Origin of the sequence: Winogradskyella pulchriflava (assembly GCF_042434315.1) — a bacterium.
Classification (GTDB): domain Bacteria; phylum Bacteroidota; class Bacteroidia; order Flavobacteriales; family Flavobacteriaceae; genus Winogradskyella; species Winogradskyella pulchriflava.
In genome coordinates, this window is record NZ_JBHLTQ010000001.1 from 644219 (window position 1) to 660370 (window position 16152).

10 protein-coding genes are annotated in these 16152 nt (G+C 34.5%); 6 read left to right on the forward strand and 4 right to left on the reverse strand.

Annotation, left to right across the window (positions count from 1 at the left end; all coding sequences use genetic code 11):
* Positions 1–7 precede the first annotated feature (7 nt).
* The 6 genes from accB to ACFFGA_RS02910 all read left to right on the forward strand — a co-directional run bounded on the left by accB (position 8) and on the right by ACFFGA_RS02910 (position 9034).
* Positions 8–484 (forward strand): acetyl-CoA carboxylase biotin carboxyl carrier protein, encoded by a 477-nt coding sequence (gene accB / locus ACFFGA_RS02885; protein ID WP_386060610.1) that lies wholly within the window; start codon positions 8–10, stop codon positions 482–484.
* Between the two features lie 83 nt (positions 485–567).
* Positions 568–1920 carry an acetyl-CoA carboxylase biotin carboxylase subunit gene (accC, locus tag ACFFGA_RS02890; protein WP_386059386.1) on the forward strand — a complete coding sequence of 451 codons (1353 nt, stop codon included), beginning with the start codon at positions 568–570 and terminating at the stop codon, positions 1918–1920.
* Positions 1921–2097: 177 nt separating this feature from the next.
* Entirely contained in the window at positions 2098–5076 is a 2979-nt protein-coding gene (locus ACFFGA_RS02895) for a zinc-dependent metalloprotease (RefSeq protein WP_386059389.1), read from the forward strand.
* A 51-nt stretch (positions 5077–5127) separates the two neighbouring features.
* Entirely contained in the window at positions 5128–6243 is a 1116-nt protein-coding gene (locus ACFFGA_RS02900) for an NAD(P)/FAD-dependent oxidoreductase (RefSeq protein WP_386059392.1), read from the forward strand.
* Between the two features lie 57 nt (positions 6244–6300).
* Positions 6301–6750, forward strand: coding sequence for a GreA/GreB family elongation factor (locus ACFFGA_RS02905; RefSeq protein WP_386059395.1), 450 nt, complete (start codon positions 6301–6303; stop codon positions 6748–6750).
* A gap of 31 nt (positions 6751–6781) precedes the next feature.
* A complete protein-coding gene (locus ACFFGA_RS02910; protein ID WP_386060613.1) occupies positions 6782–9034 on the forward strand; it encodes an efflux RND transporter permease subunit in 2253 nt (750 codons plus the stop codon).
* Here the strand turns inward: ACFFGA_RS02910 and ACFFGA_RS02915 are convergent, their stop codons facing one another.
* From ACFFGA_RS02915 to ACFFGA_RS02930, 4 genes are all read right to left on the reverse strand, one after another.
* Positions 9035–9949: an ABC transporter ATP-binding protein gene (locus tag ACFFGA_RS02915; RefSeq protein WP_386059398.1), complete on the reverse strand. Its 915-nt coding sequence runs from the start codon at positions 9947–9949 to the stop codon at positions 9035–9037.
* Between the two features lie 80 nt (positions 9950–10029).
* Complete coding sequence (locus ACFFGA_RS02920) at positions 10030–12537, reverse strand: FG-GAP-like repeat-containing protein (protein ID WP_386059400.1); 2508 nt, start codon at positions 12535–12537, stop codon at positions 10030–10032.
* An 11-nt stretch (positions 12538–12548) separates the two neighbouring features.
* Positions 12549–13913, reverse strand: a complete 1365-nt coding sequence (locus ACFFGA_RS02925; protein WP_386059403.1) for an Ig-like domain-containing protein — start codon at positions 13911–13913, stop codon at positions 12549–12551.
* Positions 13914–14041: 128 nt separating this feature from the next.
* Positions 14042–16144, reverse strand: a complete 2103-nt coding sequence (locus ACFFGA_RS02930; RefSeq protein WP_386059406.1) for an HAD family hydrolase — start codon at positions 16142–16144, stop codon at positions 14042–14044.
* Positions 16145–16152 lie beyond the last annotated feature (8 nt).

Consider the following 16152-nt stretch of genomic DNA (forward strand, 5'->3'; position numbering starts at 1 on the left):
AAATACTATGGATTTAAAAGAAATTCAGAACTTAATAAAGTTTGTAGCCAAGTCTGGCGCAAGTGAGGTTAAGTTAGAAATGGATGATGTTAAAATTACCATTAAAACAGGCTCAGACCATGAGACAACAATCGTTCAACAAATGCCAATGCAAGCAGCGCCTGTAATGCAGCAGCAAGCGCCTGCACCAGCAGCAGCTCCTGAAGCGGCAGCGGCTCCGGCAGCAGCTAGTGACGATTCAAAATATATTACGATAAAATCACCAATAATTGGAACATTTTATCGTAAGCCATCACCAGACAAACCTGTATTTGTAGAAGTAGGAACAGAAGTTAAAGAAGGTGATGTACTTTGTGTCATTGAGGCAATGAAGTTATTTAACGAGATTGAATCAGAAGTTTCAGGTAAGATAGTAAAAGTCTTAGTTGATGACTCTTCTCCAGTTGAGTTTGACCAACCGTTATTTTTGGTTGACCCATCATAACAATTGAAAATTCCAATCTACAAATCTCTAAACCCAATTATTGGAATTTGGTGCTTGGAAGTTGAATTTTTAAAACAAAAGTTATGTTCAAAAAAATACTAATTGCCAATAGAGGTGAAATAGCATTACGTGTTATTAGAACCTGTAAAGAAATGGGCATTAAAACTGTAGCTGTTTATTCTACAGCAGATGCAGATAGTTTACATGTAAAATTTGCTGACGAAGCGGTTTGTATAGGTCCTGCACCTAGTAGCGAATCCTATTTAAAGATATCTAATATTATTGCAGCTGCTGAAATTACGAATGCGGATGCAATTCATCCAGGTTATGGATTTTTATCTGAAAATGCTAAATTTTCAAAAATATGTGAAGAACACGGCATAAAATTCATTGGCGCGTCTGAAGAGATGATTGAGCGAATGGGAGACAAAGCCAATGCTAAAGCTACTATGAAAGCAGCTGGTGTACCTTGCGTACCTGGTAGTGATGGTGTTATTGAATCTTTTGAAGATTGTAAAAAACTGGCTAAAGAAACAGGTTATCCAGTTATGTTAAAAGCTTCAGCTGGTGGAGGAGGTAAAGGAATGCGTGCTGTTTGGAAGCCAGAAGACCTACAAAATGCCTGGGAATCTGCTCGTGCAGAATCTAAAGCTGCATTCGGAAATGACGATATGTATATGGAAAAGCTTATTGAAGAGCCACGCCATATAGAGATACAAATTGTTGGTGATTCCCGTGGTAAAGCTTGTCATTTATCAGAAAGAGATTGCTCAATACAACGACGTCACCAAAAATTAACCGAAGAAGTACCATCTCCATTTATGACGGATAAGTTGAGGGATAAAATGGGAAAAGCTGCTGTTAAGGCTGCAGAATATATTAAATATGAAGGAGCGGGAACAGTAGAATTTTTAGTTGATAAACACAGAAACTTCTACTTCATGGAGATGAACACTCGTATTCAAGTGGAGCATCCAATTACAGAACAGGTTATCGATTTTGACTTAATTAGAGAGCAAATTTTAGTTGCTGCAGGAGTACCAATTTCTGGAAAAAATTATACACCAAATTTACATTCAATAGAGTGTAGAATTAATGCAGAAGACCCATTTAACGACTTCAGACCATCACCAGGAAGAATCACTACACTTCATGCACCAGGTGGTCATGGTGTACGTTTAGATACGCATGTGTATGCCGGTTATAGTATTCCTCCAAATTACGACTCAATGATTGCTAAGTTGATTACTACAGCTCAAACAAGAGAAGAAGCTATCAACAAAATGAAGCGTGCATTGGATGAGTTTGTAATTGAAGGCATTAAAACTACTATTCCTTTCCACAGACAATTAATGGAGCACCCAGATTATTTAGCTGGTAATTACACCACTAAATTTATGGAAGACTTTAAACTTAAAGAAGTAATTGAAGACTAAAAAAGAGCGGCTATTTAGCCGCTCTTTTTTATTTACGTGCATTTGCTTTAGCATTTTATGAAATGATTTGACGATTATCGCGACAAAACACTCATTTTAAGACCATAATACGGAAATACATTTTTTGTAAAGTCTTAATATAAACATACCTTTGGAAATTAACCAAAACTTATAACCATGAAAAACCATTACCCAAAAATGTTTTTTAGTTTTTTATTGATATTCTTAGCCTTTGCATTAAATGCACAGGTAAAAGATAATATATGGTCAATAAATAGCGCTAAGAATATTAATAAAGAGAACGTTATTTTTTACAAATCTACACCCAAACATTCTACATTAATAGACATTGATATTGATATGTTAAATGAACAATTGGTAAATGCACCTCAACGTCATCTCTCTAATAAGAACCAAGGAATAGTTCTACAGTTTCCAAATCATTTAGGGAAGCCAGAAACTTACTTAGTACAAGAAGCTTCGGTTATGGAGTATGAGCTTCAAATACAATTTCCTGAAATAAGATCGTTTGTAGGCAAAGGTATAGACAATCCAGCAGCAATATTAAGATTTAGCGTTTCTCCTCAAAAAGGGTTTAGTGGTATGGTACTTTCTGATGGGAAAACAGTTTTTATAGAACCTTATACAGACGATTTAAAAACTTACATTTCATTTATAAATTCTAATGAAGATGGTCCTAGAGAAGCATTTTTATGTGAAACAGAGTACGAACCGGCAAACTATAGTATCTCAGATGAAGAATATACAGCATTAAGAAATGCAAATGACGGTACATTGAGAACATACCGTTTGGCATTAGCTTGTACGGCTGAGTACGCTCAGTTTCATGGTGGCACTTTAGGTGGCGTTATGGCCGCAATGAATACGACAATGGCACGTGTCAATGGTGTGTTTGAAAGAGATTTAGGGCTAACTATGGTGCTTGTAGGAAACAACCAAAATGTAATATTCTTGGAGGATACCGCAACAAATCCCGATCCATATACCAATAATAATGGGAATGCTATGCTTGGACAAAATCAAACCACTTGTGATGCTAATATAGGTTTTACAAATTATGATATAGGCCATGTATTTAGTACTGGAGGTGGAGGTGTCGCACAATTACGCTCTCCTTGTACAAGTAATAAAGCAAGAGGAGTTACAGGGTCACCTGTTCCTCAAGGAGATGCTTTTGATATTGACTATGTCGCTCATGAAATGGGACACCAGTACGGAGGAAACCATACTCAAAATAACAATTGTCAACGATCAGGTGTTTCCATTGAACCAGGTAGTGCTTCAACCATTATGGGTTACGCTGGTATTTGCGCACCAAATGTTCAAAACAATAGCGACGATTATTTCAATGGTGAAAACATAAAGGAAATGTGGGCAAATATCTCTACAGGTAACAGCAGTAGTTGTTTTACAGGTAGTCCTACAAATAATACTGCACCTTCTGCTAACGCAGGTGCTAATTACAGCATTCCAAAATCGACAGCATTTGTATTAAGAGGCTCAGCCATGGATGCTGATACAGCTTCTGGATTAACGTATTGTTGGGAGCAAACGGATGCCACTCCAGCAACTATGCCTCCACAATCTACAAATACAAATGGTCCAGTATTTAGATCTTTAGATCCATCAATATCACCAGATAGATATATGCCTCCACTTAGCACTGTAATGTCAGGATCTTTAGCTACAACATGGGAGGTAGTACCATCTGTTGCCAGAACGATGAACTTCTCATTAACCGTTAGAGACAACGAATTAAATGGAGGAGCAACAGGGTCTGACGGTATGATAATTAATGTGGAAGATGTAACGCCTTTTACAGTAAACACACCACCAAATTGGGCTGCTAACTCTACTCAGCAAGTAACTTGGGTTGTTGGACAAACCAGTGCAGCTCCTATAGACTGCCAAACGGTAAATATTTTGTTTACAACAAATAACGGTGCTTCTTTTACAACTCTAGCTTCTGGTGTTCCCAATACGGGTACTGCAACAATTACAGTTCCAGGTGCTGGTAATACTAATAATGCTAAAGTACTCGTTGAGGCGGCAGATAACATTTTTTATGCTGTATCAAACGCATTTTCAATCTCAAGTACACAAGACTTTAATATTAGCTCTGTAACTGGAGACCAAACGGTTTGTAGTAGTGATACTGCTTCTTTTGATTTTAGTTACATCACCTCAAACGGTTTTTCTGAAACCACAACATTTACAGTATCTGGTGTTCCTGCAGGTGCAGGATCGTCGATTAGTCCTACATCTTTGAATTCGGACGGTACAGTGACACTAAATTTAACTGGGCTCAATGCTGTTGCAAATAACACTTATACTCTAACGCTTACAGGATCTTCTACGTCAATTACTAAGCAGGCTACTGTTGATTTAATTATTACTGATGATGTGTGCCCTTCAGAAGGAGATTTAAGTTTTCAAACAAGAACTACTGGCGTCATCTTTAACACTATAAACAACCTTGATTCAGGTCCTAAAACGGTGCCATACTCAGATTTTACAGCAATTAGTACTACCGTAGAAGCTGGTATGAACTATGATTTATCTGTAAGAGCAAATTCCGATGGACCATATGAGATAATTACTAAAGTATGGATAGATTGGAACCAAAATTGTTCGTTCGACGATGCGGGTGAAGAATATGATTTAGGAACTAGTGCAGATATTGCTGACGAGCTAACAGACGGCTCTCCGCTTACTATTACTGTACCAAACGATGCCGTTCAGGGCAGTACTATTATGAGGGTGAGTACTAAATACACTGACCCAGGTTCAAATGATTTTCCTACATCTTGCGAAACAGGATTTGACGGAGAGGTCGAGGACTACACTTTAAATGTTATAAATAACCTAAGTGTTGACGATAATGTTTTAGAAAACTTAAGCGTGTATCCAAACCCTAATAATGGTGAGTTTAGTATTAGTTTCACTCCTAAATCTGGAGAAGATATTACAATTCAAGTTTATGATATTAGAGGGAGATCTATCTATAAAAACAGTTATAATACTTCAACTCTTTTTGAGGAGGTTGTAAGACTTAACAATGCACAATCTGGTGTATATCTATTGAATATTTTAGATGGTTCACATAAAGTGACAAAGAAAATTATAGTAGATTAAGAATTTAATTTATACTTTAAAAGCTCCTAAGAAATTAGGGGCTTTTTTATTATGGAGTTATCATATTGGGAAATAAAAACATGGCTATCTAACATTGATTATACAATTGTTGGTAGCGGAATAGTTGGGCTTAACTGTGCATTGCAATTAAAGCTTAGATACCCTAAATCAAAAATTTTGGTATTAGAAAAAGGACTTTTGCCACAAGGAGCAAGCACAAAAAATGCAGGTTTTGCATGTTTTGGCAGTATTAGTGAAATCTTAGACGATTTTAGACAGCATACAGAAGAAGAAACTATTGAGTTGATAAAAAAGAGAATAGATGGCTTACAATTGCTTAGAGAAACGTTAGGAGATAAAGCTATAGGTTACCAAGAGTTGGGTGGTTATGAATTATATTTAGAATCTGATGATGAGCTGTATTTTTCTTGTTTAACTAAAAAAGAAAAGATTAACAAATTACTTTATCCCATTTTTAAATCAGATACGTTTTCATTTAAGGAGAATTCTTTTGGTTTCAAAAACATAAAACCAAAAGTAAGCTATAACCAATATGAAGGACAGATAGACACAGGTAAGATGATGGAGGCATTACTCCAAAGAGTTCAAAAAGAAGGTGTAAAAATTATAAATAATTCTACTGTTGAAATATTTTCTGATGATTCAAATACAGTAAGAGTAAAAACAGACAATTTTGAGTTTTCTACTTCAAAGCTTTTAATTGCTACAAACGGATTTGCTAATAGTTTAATTGGAGAACATCTAAAACCAGCTAGAGCACAAGTATTAGTAACAAAACCTATTGAAAACTTAAAGATTAAAGGAACCTTTCATTTGGATAAAGGGTATTATTATTTCAGAAATATAGATAATAGAATTTTATTTGGAGGAGGACGACATTTAGATTTTAAGACTGAAGAAACCACAGAATTTGGTCAGACAAAAATCATTCAAAATAAGCTAGAAGATCTTTTAAAAACCACTATTTTACCAGACACACCATTTGAAATAGACCACCGATGGTCTGGCATTATGGGAGTTGGTAAGCAAAAAAAACCTATAGTAAAGCAAATTAGCGATAATGTATATTGCGGAGTGCGTTTGGGCGGCATGGGAGTGGCTATTGGGAGTTTGGTTGGTAGGGAACTAGCAGATTTAATACCATAAATTTATTATAGATGATGTATTTACGGTTGTAAAAATACTTGCAACTATACTCTAAATATGAACACAAAACAAGTACTGTACAATATGTGTCAGGAATATGTAAATAATCGTTTAGAAACGATTAAAAGCACTATCAACGACATTGAGCAAGGTCTTAACTCTGAAACCAAAAGCAGTGCAGGAGATAAGCACGAAACAGGTAGAGCGATGCTTCAACTTGAGCGCGAAAAGGCTGGACAACAATTAGCAGAAGTCCAAAAGCTTCAAGAATTACTTCAAAAAATAGATCTAGAAAAGCAATTCACTAAAGTGGCTTTAGGATCTATAGTAGAGACTTCAGGTTTAAACTATTTTATTGCCATTAGTTCTGGTGAATTAACAATTAACGATAAAAAATACTATGCCATATCTCCAGTTACACCTATAGCAAAACAATTATTATCTAAAAAAGTTGGTGATAGTATTCACTTTAGAAGCAGTACTTTTGTTATTAATAAAATTGAATAAATAGGTCACTATCATTAAAGTCGTTGAATTGATGAAGCAACTTGAGCGTATTATAACTATAATTATTAAATTCAGGATTACAGTTATTGCCATTTTAATGGTTTTAATGGCAATTTCAGGTTATTTCACTTTAAAATATCTTCGTGTAGATAATTCGCTTTCAATATGGTTTTTAGAGGATGACCCAAGTTATAAAGCATATATTGATTTTCAAGAGGATTTTGGTTCAGATGAAATTTTTGTTGCCATGTTTCCTGTTGAAAATGCAATTGGAGAAGAAGAATTAAGCCAATTAACAATTTTACATAAAGATATAAATGCCTTGCCTTTTGTTAAGACGAGTTTCAGTTTAGCAACTGCCAAATACCCTATTTACAACAACAATAAAATAATTTTTGATGACTTATACAATTCTAAAAGAAGTGAAAAAGGCTTAAAAAACCTGTTTTCAAAATTACCAAGTATTACTTCGCAACTCGTAAGCAATGATTATAAAAACCAGTTTTTTTATATTCAGCTTAACCCAACACCAACCATTGAAGAAAAGCGTAAAGATATTGCAAATGAGGTTCGTTCAGTTATAGAAAAACAGTATTCTAATTATTACTTAACTGGCCCGCCAATACTTAATGAAGCCTATAGTAAGGGTATTTATAAGGAGAGCTTAACCTTTGGTGTGCTTACAGTTTTGGTAATTACTATAATGTTGTTGTTTTTATTGCCCAGTAAACGTTACCTCATTATTTCATTACTCTCGGTTGCAGTACCTGTAAGCTTACTTTTTGGAATTATGACTTCATTAGGTTTTGCGCTGAACATGATTTCAATGCTTATTCCAACAATACTTATGGTGTATAGTGTTAGCGATGCTGTTCATATCATAAATATATATCACAAGGAAGGCCTAATAAACAAATCGCTATCTAAAATAGAGTTACTGACAATTGCAGTTAGAAAAAGCTTTACACCTTGTTTTTATACAACGCTAACCACGTTCGTGGGCTATTTTGCACTCTACCTTTCACCTTTGCCTGCGTTTAAAAATATGGGCGTGTTTACCTGCATTGGATTAGTACTTAGCTTTACGTTAGTATATGTTATAACTATTATTGGGTTTAGCTTTATGACATTAAATTTTGAAAAGGCAAAGCCTATTTTAAGCTTAAAAACCTATTCTCAAACGAGATTTATTAATTGGCTTAATGTTGTTACGAGTCGCTTTAAAACCCGAATTATTATCGGTTTTACATTAGTTCTTTTACTTGGCATGTATGCTGTGTTTCAAGTTAAAATAGATACTGTTTCCTTAGACCTTTTGGCGGAAGGAAAGGCAAAGCAGGATTTGAGAATTGTAGAAAACTTATTGAATGGAAGTTCACGGATTCAGATTAATATTTCGAGCGTAACTAATGAAACAATCTTAAATAGAGACGCTATAAAACGACTTGAAGATTTTCAAAACAAACTTGAAAACAATCCCTTAATCTCTTATCCTGTTTCGGTTGTTAATATTAAACAGTTCCTTGAAAAACGCTCACCTGTTTTGTTTCAATCTAACGTTTCAGAAGAGGCTATAAAGCAAACTTTAGGTTCGGTGGATGCGGAGGACAATAGTTTCTTTAAATTATTCTCTAAAGATTTAAACACTGCTGGTTTTACATTAAGTCTAAAAGAAATGAAAACCTCTGAACTAGAACAAGTCCTTGAAGATATTGAAGTTGCATTTCAATCGTCATTTAACAACGAAGATTATAAACTAAAAATTAATGGTTTTGCGGTTGTTTTTGCACAGCTCAATAACTTTATCTTAGAGACACAGTTTAAGTCGTTTTTCGCAGCATTTTTTGTGGCCTTTTTGTGCTTGTTGATTTTTATAAGAAGTCTTAAAACAACAATTCTGGTACTAATTCCTAATTTACTACCATTAGCTGTTTTGGCAATTGTAATGAGTATATTGGATATTCCGCTAGATGTTTCTACAGCCATGATTACACCAATAATGTTGGGTATTGCCATGGATGATACCATACATTTAGTTTATAAATACAGAAAAAGTAAAACCGTTAAAGGATCTCCAGAAAAACGAATGAATGATGCTATGAACTATACAGGTAGTGCCTTGTTTTCTACTACAATAGCTTTGGTTGGTGGGTTTTTAATAATTGCATCTAGTGCAACACCATCGGTAAGAGATTTTGGATTGCTTTGCGCCGTAACAGTGGCAATTGCTTTAATTACAGACATCTTTTATTTACCTGCCTTATTGAAGAAGCTTGATAAATAACTACTTAATAATTTTAAGGCTAACTATTGTATTTTGATTAATTTCATTTTCGTGCTCAACAAAAATAGTTTGAGAATCTAGTTTTGCTTCAACCAACCAATTCTTGCCATTAAAATAAGAATGTGTAACTGTAGCTTTTAGCTCGGACTTATCAACTATTTTGAGTTGGTGGGCATAGACAATACCGTAAGGTTCAATGACGTTAAATTCACCGAAAAATGAAGCGGTTATTGGTGATTTTGGATTGTCATAAAGGTTTTTTGGAGTGTCCTTTGCTATAATCTTTTTATCGTGAAGCACTATCATATCTTCCGCAAAACCTAGGACATCATTTTTATCGTGCGTAGCTACTATACAAGTAATGTTATTAGCCTTTAGGTAGTTAAAAATATTTCGTCTTAGCGATTGCTTTTTAAAGTTATCTATATGACTAAAGGGCTCATCTAAAAGCAAAAGTTGAGGTTCTTTTGCCAAAGCCCTTGCCAATGCAACACGCTGCTTTTGCCCACCACTAAGATTTTTTACTTTTACTTTCGCAAAATCCTCTAACTCTACAACAGCTATAAGCTCTTTTGTACGTTTTTGTTTTTCTTCTGGATAGAAATTTGAAAGGTGTTTACCCACATTTTCAGCAACAGTGGTAAAAGGCATTAAATTATATTCTTGGGTAACATGCTTAATAAATTCGTAACCAACGACGAGGTTATATTTAGGGCCTAGAATTTCATTGTCTTTCCAAAATACCTGCCCAATATCTAAATCGTACTCTCCATAAATTATCTTAAGAAGTGTACTTTTTCCAGAACCACTTTCACCAATAATGGCTAACGTTTTTCCAAGGTCAACTTTAAAGTCGATTTGTTTAAGGACTTCCTTGCTCGAATATTTGAAAGAGAGATTTTTTACTTGAAGCATGTGCAAAAATACCACAAAAAGCGAATAAAAAACCGCTTGATTTCTCAAACGGTTTATAATTTTTTAGTTAAAACGAATAGTTACTTTTTTATGAACTTTCGTTTCATTGTTTTACCATTAGATTCTAATCTTAAAAAGTAAATACCGCTCTCTAAACTTGATACTTTCAAAGTGTTTGAAGTTAATTTTTGATTCAACACTCTTTTTCCATTAATATCAAAAACAGTAGCTATTTTATTTGTAACATCTGCAGCAGTTTCAATAGTTAGGATATCCTCAACAGGATTTGGGTAAATCACCATATCTGTTAGTGTTTCGTCCTCAACTGTTAGTACTGAGCCCTCAACAACATTATGCGTTGTATTAATTGCTGGGTCCACTAATTGGTCTACAATACCTGAAGGCCAATAAATAGTAATGCTTTCAATAGCGTCTTCTGTCCCAAGACCAAAGTGTGTGTTTAAACTACTCATAAACTCAAAACCTTCACCACTTCTTACATCTCTAATCTGGGTTCCTGAAGTTGTAACTAATTCAACACGTGCACCAATACCATTAATGTTACTCACAGTACCAACTGTATTTATTTTTACCCAATTGTTAGTATTGGTATTATTAACATAAATTTGACCACTTCGAAAGATATCTAAAAAACCATCGTTGTTACTGTCACCTATTGCACCACTTGGAGGCATATTATTAGAGTAATTGCTAAATGTAAAATCTCCATTGTTAAACAATATATCTCCATTAGAAAGTATATCTACATAACCATCGTTATCGAAATCTGCAGGTGCATTTTCAATACCCATTTGGGCAGCAGCTACACCAGACCCTGCAGTAACATCAGTAAATGTACCATCACCATTATTTTTCATTAATTTAGAATTTCCATTACTAGAGCTACTTGCGCCTACATAGACATCCATATCTCCATCGTTGTCAAAATCCGCCCATGCCGACGACCACGTTTGTACATTGTCACCAAGGTTTGAAGAGTTATTATGGCCTTTTCCTGGGTAGTTAGTGTTGTACCATCCATTACTATCAGCCACATTAACAAATACACCATTACCGTCATTTCTCCATAATTCGTTTGTACTTATGGTGGTAGATCCACCACGACATTTAGCGATAAACAAGTCCATATCTCTATCATTGTCAAAGTCTATCCAAACCGTACCATAATTTCCACCACCCGGAGTTAATCCTAGGCCATTTGGTACAACACCAGCACTTTCTCCTTGGTAAAATGTTAAATTATAGTCGTTAGTGTCATTACCGTCATTTGAAAATCCAGAATTAATATAGTATACATTTGCCTGTACATCATGGCATACAAAAGCATCAAGATTACCATCGTTATTTATATCCACAAAGTTTGAACGTTGTGAAAAGACATTTTCAGGACCAGAAATTTCGGTATAACCAGTACCGTCGCTATTTGCTTTCATAAATGTAACTCCACTAGTAGAACCATACAAAAGGTCGTTATAACCGTTGGCATCAAAATCTCCAGCAGCTAAACTCCAAGTAGGAAGATTATCTGCAGATGTGGTTGTTATATTTACCATATTAAAACCACCTCCCGGTTGTTGGTAGTGCACGTTAATATTAGTTAAGCTCACAGAAACTATATCATCTAAAAAATCACCGTTAAGATCAACAAAGGCGATATCGTAAGATCCAGAAGTAGGAATTGGGTTTGCTGTAAATGTTACTGGATAACCAGACAAATCAGTACCTGTGGTAAACGAAACGGTGTCCCAATTACTATAGCCGTCAAAAGCACAATTTGCTCTAACGTAAGCAATATATTGCGTTTCTTGCGCCAAAGAAGAGAAACTAAACGATAGGCTCGTTGTAGTTGTTCCTGAACTTGGAGGACCTTCAGAAACTAATCTTAAAGCTACTTCCCATGAGGTTTCTGAGCTGCCTGCAGTCCAGTTTACCTGAGCACTATTGTAAGTAACATTGTTTGCCATTAGATTATCTACCGTTGGGCATGCTGGTGGCACATAAGAACTTATTGTTGGAGAATCTATACAAAACCCATAACCATAGGATTCATCATCATCATAAAAAATACGGTATCTAAAGTTTTGTAATTGGTTGGCTGTAAACGAAGCGGTTTCGAGTAATTCACTAGTATAAGTTGAACTGGTACCATTACAAAAATTCGTAGATAAGTTTGAGTTTTCTGCAAGTGCATTTCCCCAATTTACCCACACGTCACTGTCTGCATCATAATATTGTAAGTTTAGCACTTCTGTTTGAAACGTCCTATACACATACTGAAAAGTAACTACTAATTCTGTTTCACCAGCATTAAAGGCTGCTGTAACGTCTATTATAGGAGACCTTACTCCAATAGTGTTATCGGACGTGCTTCCTGCGTCATCATCATCAAAATAAAATGAAGAAGAGCCACCAGCAACTGTTGGATCTTCATACAGGTATGTAGCGTCAAAAGAGCCATCTAGCTCCCAATCTTCATTTGGCCAGTTTGCTGGCTGATTTAAAACTTGTGCTTTTACTATAAAGCAAAAGAATGTAAAAAGTAGGGTGATTAGTAATGTTTTTTTCATCATTATTTAGTTTAATTGCAATCAATATTTAAGGAGTCTATCCATTCTTCTATTAGCTCTATGCCTTCAGTATGCCTAAGACTTCTACCAATAAGAGGCATTCTGGTTGAAGGTTCTGTTGAGTTGATTCTAAAGTGAAGAACCGAGTTACGAGCATCACCAGGTTCAACAATATGTCCAAGGCCTTCGCCAAGATCTGTATCCGGATCTACGCACACTCCAATATTGCTATAATCTTGGGTGTCATTGTATCCAAATCTCATAGGTCTGTATGCACAATGTGTTTCTTCTGAGTGGCAATGCGCGCAGTTTATTTCCAAATACGCCCTAACTCTTAAATCTAAAGGTTTAGAGGTGTCGTTGTAATCAGGTAATTTAGAAATATTACTTGGAATAGTATTTTCTAAATATCCAAAATTTACTAATTTATTTATTTGATTCTCATCTCCATCGCTATACGCATACACCAAATTTAAGTTTCTGGGTTTTGGACCTATAGGTTCAGGTGTTTCCATTATTTTATGACAAGTAAAGCACTCAGACCCAGCAGGAATTCTATACTGTACGGTATTTGTTTCTCCGTTTTCTTGCCATTGCATATCTACAAAACTTCCATTTAGGTTAAAGTTTGCTTCTGTTTGCTCGTCGTTCCAAACATAATTTGCAAAAATCCAGCCTTCGGATTTTCTTATCATTAAGCGTGTTTCTATGATATGGGTTTCGTCATTAGGAAGGACGTTGTCGTAATAAAAGTTTTTAATCAATACGGCACCAACAGGAAAATCTAGCGACACATCATCATTTATATAAGTAGCTTTGGTGTTACCTGGCATCCATACAAAACGCTTTTTCTTGGCATAATCCGTAAAGAGTACTGAGTTTAATGTATAAGGTAAAACTCCAAAATTAGGATTTAAATCCTTTAAGTCTCCTTGGAAAAAGTTATACTCAGATAAGGTTTGATAAGGAATATCGTCTACATTAAATACTACTGTTGATGAAGAAGTAATTGTAACAGAGACATTTTCTGTTTTACATTCATTAGAGGCATTACATACAGTATACTGAAAAGTATCCGCTCCAATTGTATTTGCGTTGGCAGTATAAATTACAGTATCGTCACTGAGATTGTCTGGTGAGTTATTGTTATTTATTGTAAGTGAACCCTTAGAGGCATTTGTAAGTGTCAGTTGACCAGTTTGAGGTATGTTTTCATCATTTTGAAAAATGAAAATCTCTATTTCAGTATTTTGAGATAGCGTCGCTGAATCAGGATTAGTTTCAATATTCAAAGGTGTTGTAGCATCATCTGTGCCACATGAAAACATGAGCAGAATAATGGGTAATAATAAAGTTATAGCGTATTTTTTTTTCATACAACTATCAATAGCACAATTATATAACAACTAACTAGGTAAAACTCCTACCTAATCTATAACAAATAATCCCTAAATCTAATACTTTTTTATTAAATCGCTAATAATCAATTTAACAAGACAAGTTGCTATTTAAAGACATTATACTTTAAAAGGAAAAAACGATTTAAAATTTTGAATCTTAAGTATTTATTAAATCTATAATAAAGATAGATAAAATACATTGGAGCGAACATAGAGAGAATCTTGTTTTTCTTATATAAAGCGGGTTTTAACTTTACCAAGTATCTAAAATATTTTTCAGGCGTCATTAAAAAGTTTATAGCGCTTTTAATAGGGCTTTTAATTTTTGGTGGTTCATAAGAAATACCAACTTGATTTTTTCCTATATTCTGGTAGAATCCGTTACTTAAGGTGTCTAAAAACTTTAGCTTTTTTGAGTTTTGAAGTAAACCAATTTTTAAAGCTATTTTAGAAAGACTATTTTGCACTAAATCTCTATCGTAGCACAAAGGCTCTAAGTCTTTTAATAGGGTTTTGTGCAGGCTTAACATCTCTTCTTGATGTTGCTTTATATGGCTTTCATACAACCATTTTTCTTCAGGTTTGTGAAATTCTAAGACATACCCTTTTTCATCCAGACTATAGTCTAGAGCGCTACCATGATCTGCTGCCGAAAACTGTTCGTAGAGTTGCATATTTGCCATTAATATTCGGTCATAATAACCTGTATAAGGCATTACTGAAAAAATAAGACCATAACGCTTTGTTAGTGGTTGTATATCATAGATGCCTTCAAGACCTAGGTAATAACCTGTTACAGGTATTTTTTCGTCAAAAAAGCTATAAATAGCTTCTTGCATAGTTCCGCCCCAACCAATATCTACTAAAGCAATACTTTCTTGTTCTATGTTAGCGTTAAATGAATTAATATAAGCTTTAAAAGCTTCGTTACTTGCTTTTCTATGTGCGTTATAATATGATCTGAAGTCTTCATTAGCTTTTACCTCAGAAAAAAGGGTTGAATTAAAGAAGTCTTTTACTTCAGATTGCCCATCTACATTTAAATCAGAAATTAATTTTTCCCTTAAATCATCTGGACAGTTAAGATTAATTAAAAAATCATCGACAGATATATTACTGTATTTTTTACGGAGAAAAACAAACTCCTCCTCATCAATATCCTTTAAAGACATTTGCAGTGATGCATGTCTAGATATTTTTAAATAATGCGTATTTATTTGCTTTGATTTGTCTATTCGGGCAAAGTCTTGGTAGGAATCAAATAGCTTCTTTAAAAACTGTCCTTCTCGCGATAAAAAGAAAAGGTTTTTAATTTTCTTTTCATTTGCAAGAGCATACATGCGTTCGGCAAAAATATGGTAAAGTAATATATACTCTGTATATGGAATTGATTTGCTTTTATGACAGGTTTTATAGACATCATTAAAAATATGGTTTAAGCGTTTTTGGTCGTTACCAAAATTGTTTCGCTTATTCTTTTTTAAATATTTTTGATGAGGTAAATGGTAAGCATTAAGGTTGTTTTTTATAGCATTTTTATAATCACTTCTTTCATTATCTCCTATCATCATTACCTCAGTTGGGTCAATGGATAGCTCATTTAAAATAGGTGAATAAATCGTTCCATTATGCTTGCTTGTTTCTAATACTGCAGAACTATAGATACCATCAAACAAATCTATAATATCATGCTGCTTTAGCAACTTTTCAAAGAGTGATTTTGAGCCATAAAAATCTGAAACCAAATACACTCTACCACCATTGGACTTAAAATACTTGAGGGTATCAACCACACTTTGGTTGAGGTATTGTACACTAGACTCAGCCCTAACATCTGCATCTTCAAACAGGTTTATAAAAGAATCTTTTTCTTCAATGGAAACGATATCTGCATTAATAACGCGTTTACAAACTTCTTGTTTTAAAGCGTCATAAGGGACTTCAACATCTTCTTTACCTAAGGTTTTTGTAAGGTATCGCGACGCTTCTTGCCTAATGAAATAAAGATTGTCTATAGATGTAGGTAAACCCAGCTCACGTATCATCAGTTTAGCCCAAATTCTTTGGGTATAGTTTGGGTGTACGCGCCTATGAACAATTGTATCGTAATAATCCGTGAAAAGATATTTTATATTCTTTTCCTTGAGTTGTTTATGTAATTGGTTAAGTGACAAAAAATTGATTTGGTTAATAGCTAGTTTTAACACCTGTATTT

Bases quoted from the DNA above. Each gene is read 5' to 3' on its own strand.
- ACFFGA_RS02915 (WP_386059398.1), bottom strand. From the start codon at position 9,949: ATGCTTCAAGTAAAAAATCTCTCTTTCAAATATTCGAGCAAGGAAGTC.
- ACFFGA_RS02910 (WP_386060613.1), top strand. From the start codon at position 6,782: ATGAAGCAACTTGAGCGTATTATAACTATAATTATTAAATTCAGGATT.
- ACFFGA_RS02925 (WP_386059403.1), bottom strand. From the start codon at position 13,913: ATGAAAAAAAAATACGCTATAACTTTATTATTACCCATTATTCTGCTC.
- ACFFGA_RS02920 (WP_386059400.1), bottom strand. From the start codon at position 12,537: ATGAAAAAAACATTACTAATCACCCTACTTTTTACATTCTTTTGCTTT.
- ACFFGA_RS02895 (WP_386059389.1), top strand. From the start codon at position 2,098: ATGAAAAACCATTACCCAAAAATGTTTTTTAGTTTTTTATTGATATTC.
- accC (WP_386059386.1), top strand. From the start codon at position 568: ATGTTCAAAAAAATACTAATTGCCAATAGAGGTGAAATAGCATTACGT.
- accB (WP_386060610.1), top strand. From the start codon at position 8: ATGGATTTAAAAGAAATTCAGAACTTAATAAAGTTTGTAGCCAAGTCT.
- ACFFGA_RS02905 (WP_386059395.1), top strand. From the start codon at position 6,301: ATGAACACAAAACAAGTACTGTACAATATGTGTCAGGAATATGTAAAT.
- ACFFGA_RS02900 (WP_386059392.1), top strand. From the start codon at position 5,128: ATGGAGTTATCATATTGGGAAATAAAAACATGGCTATCTAACATTGAT.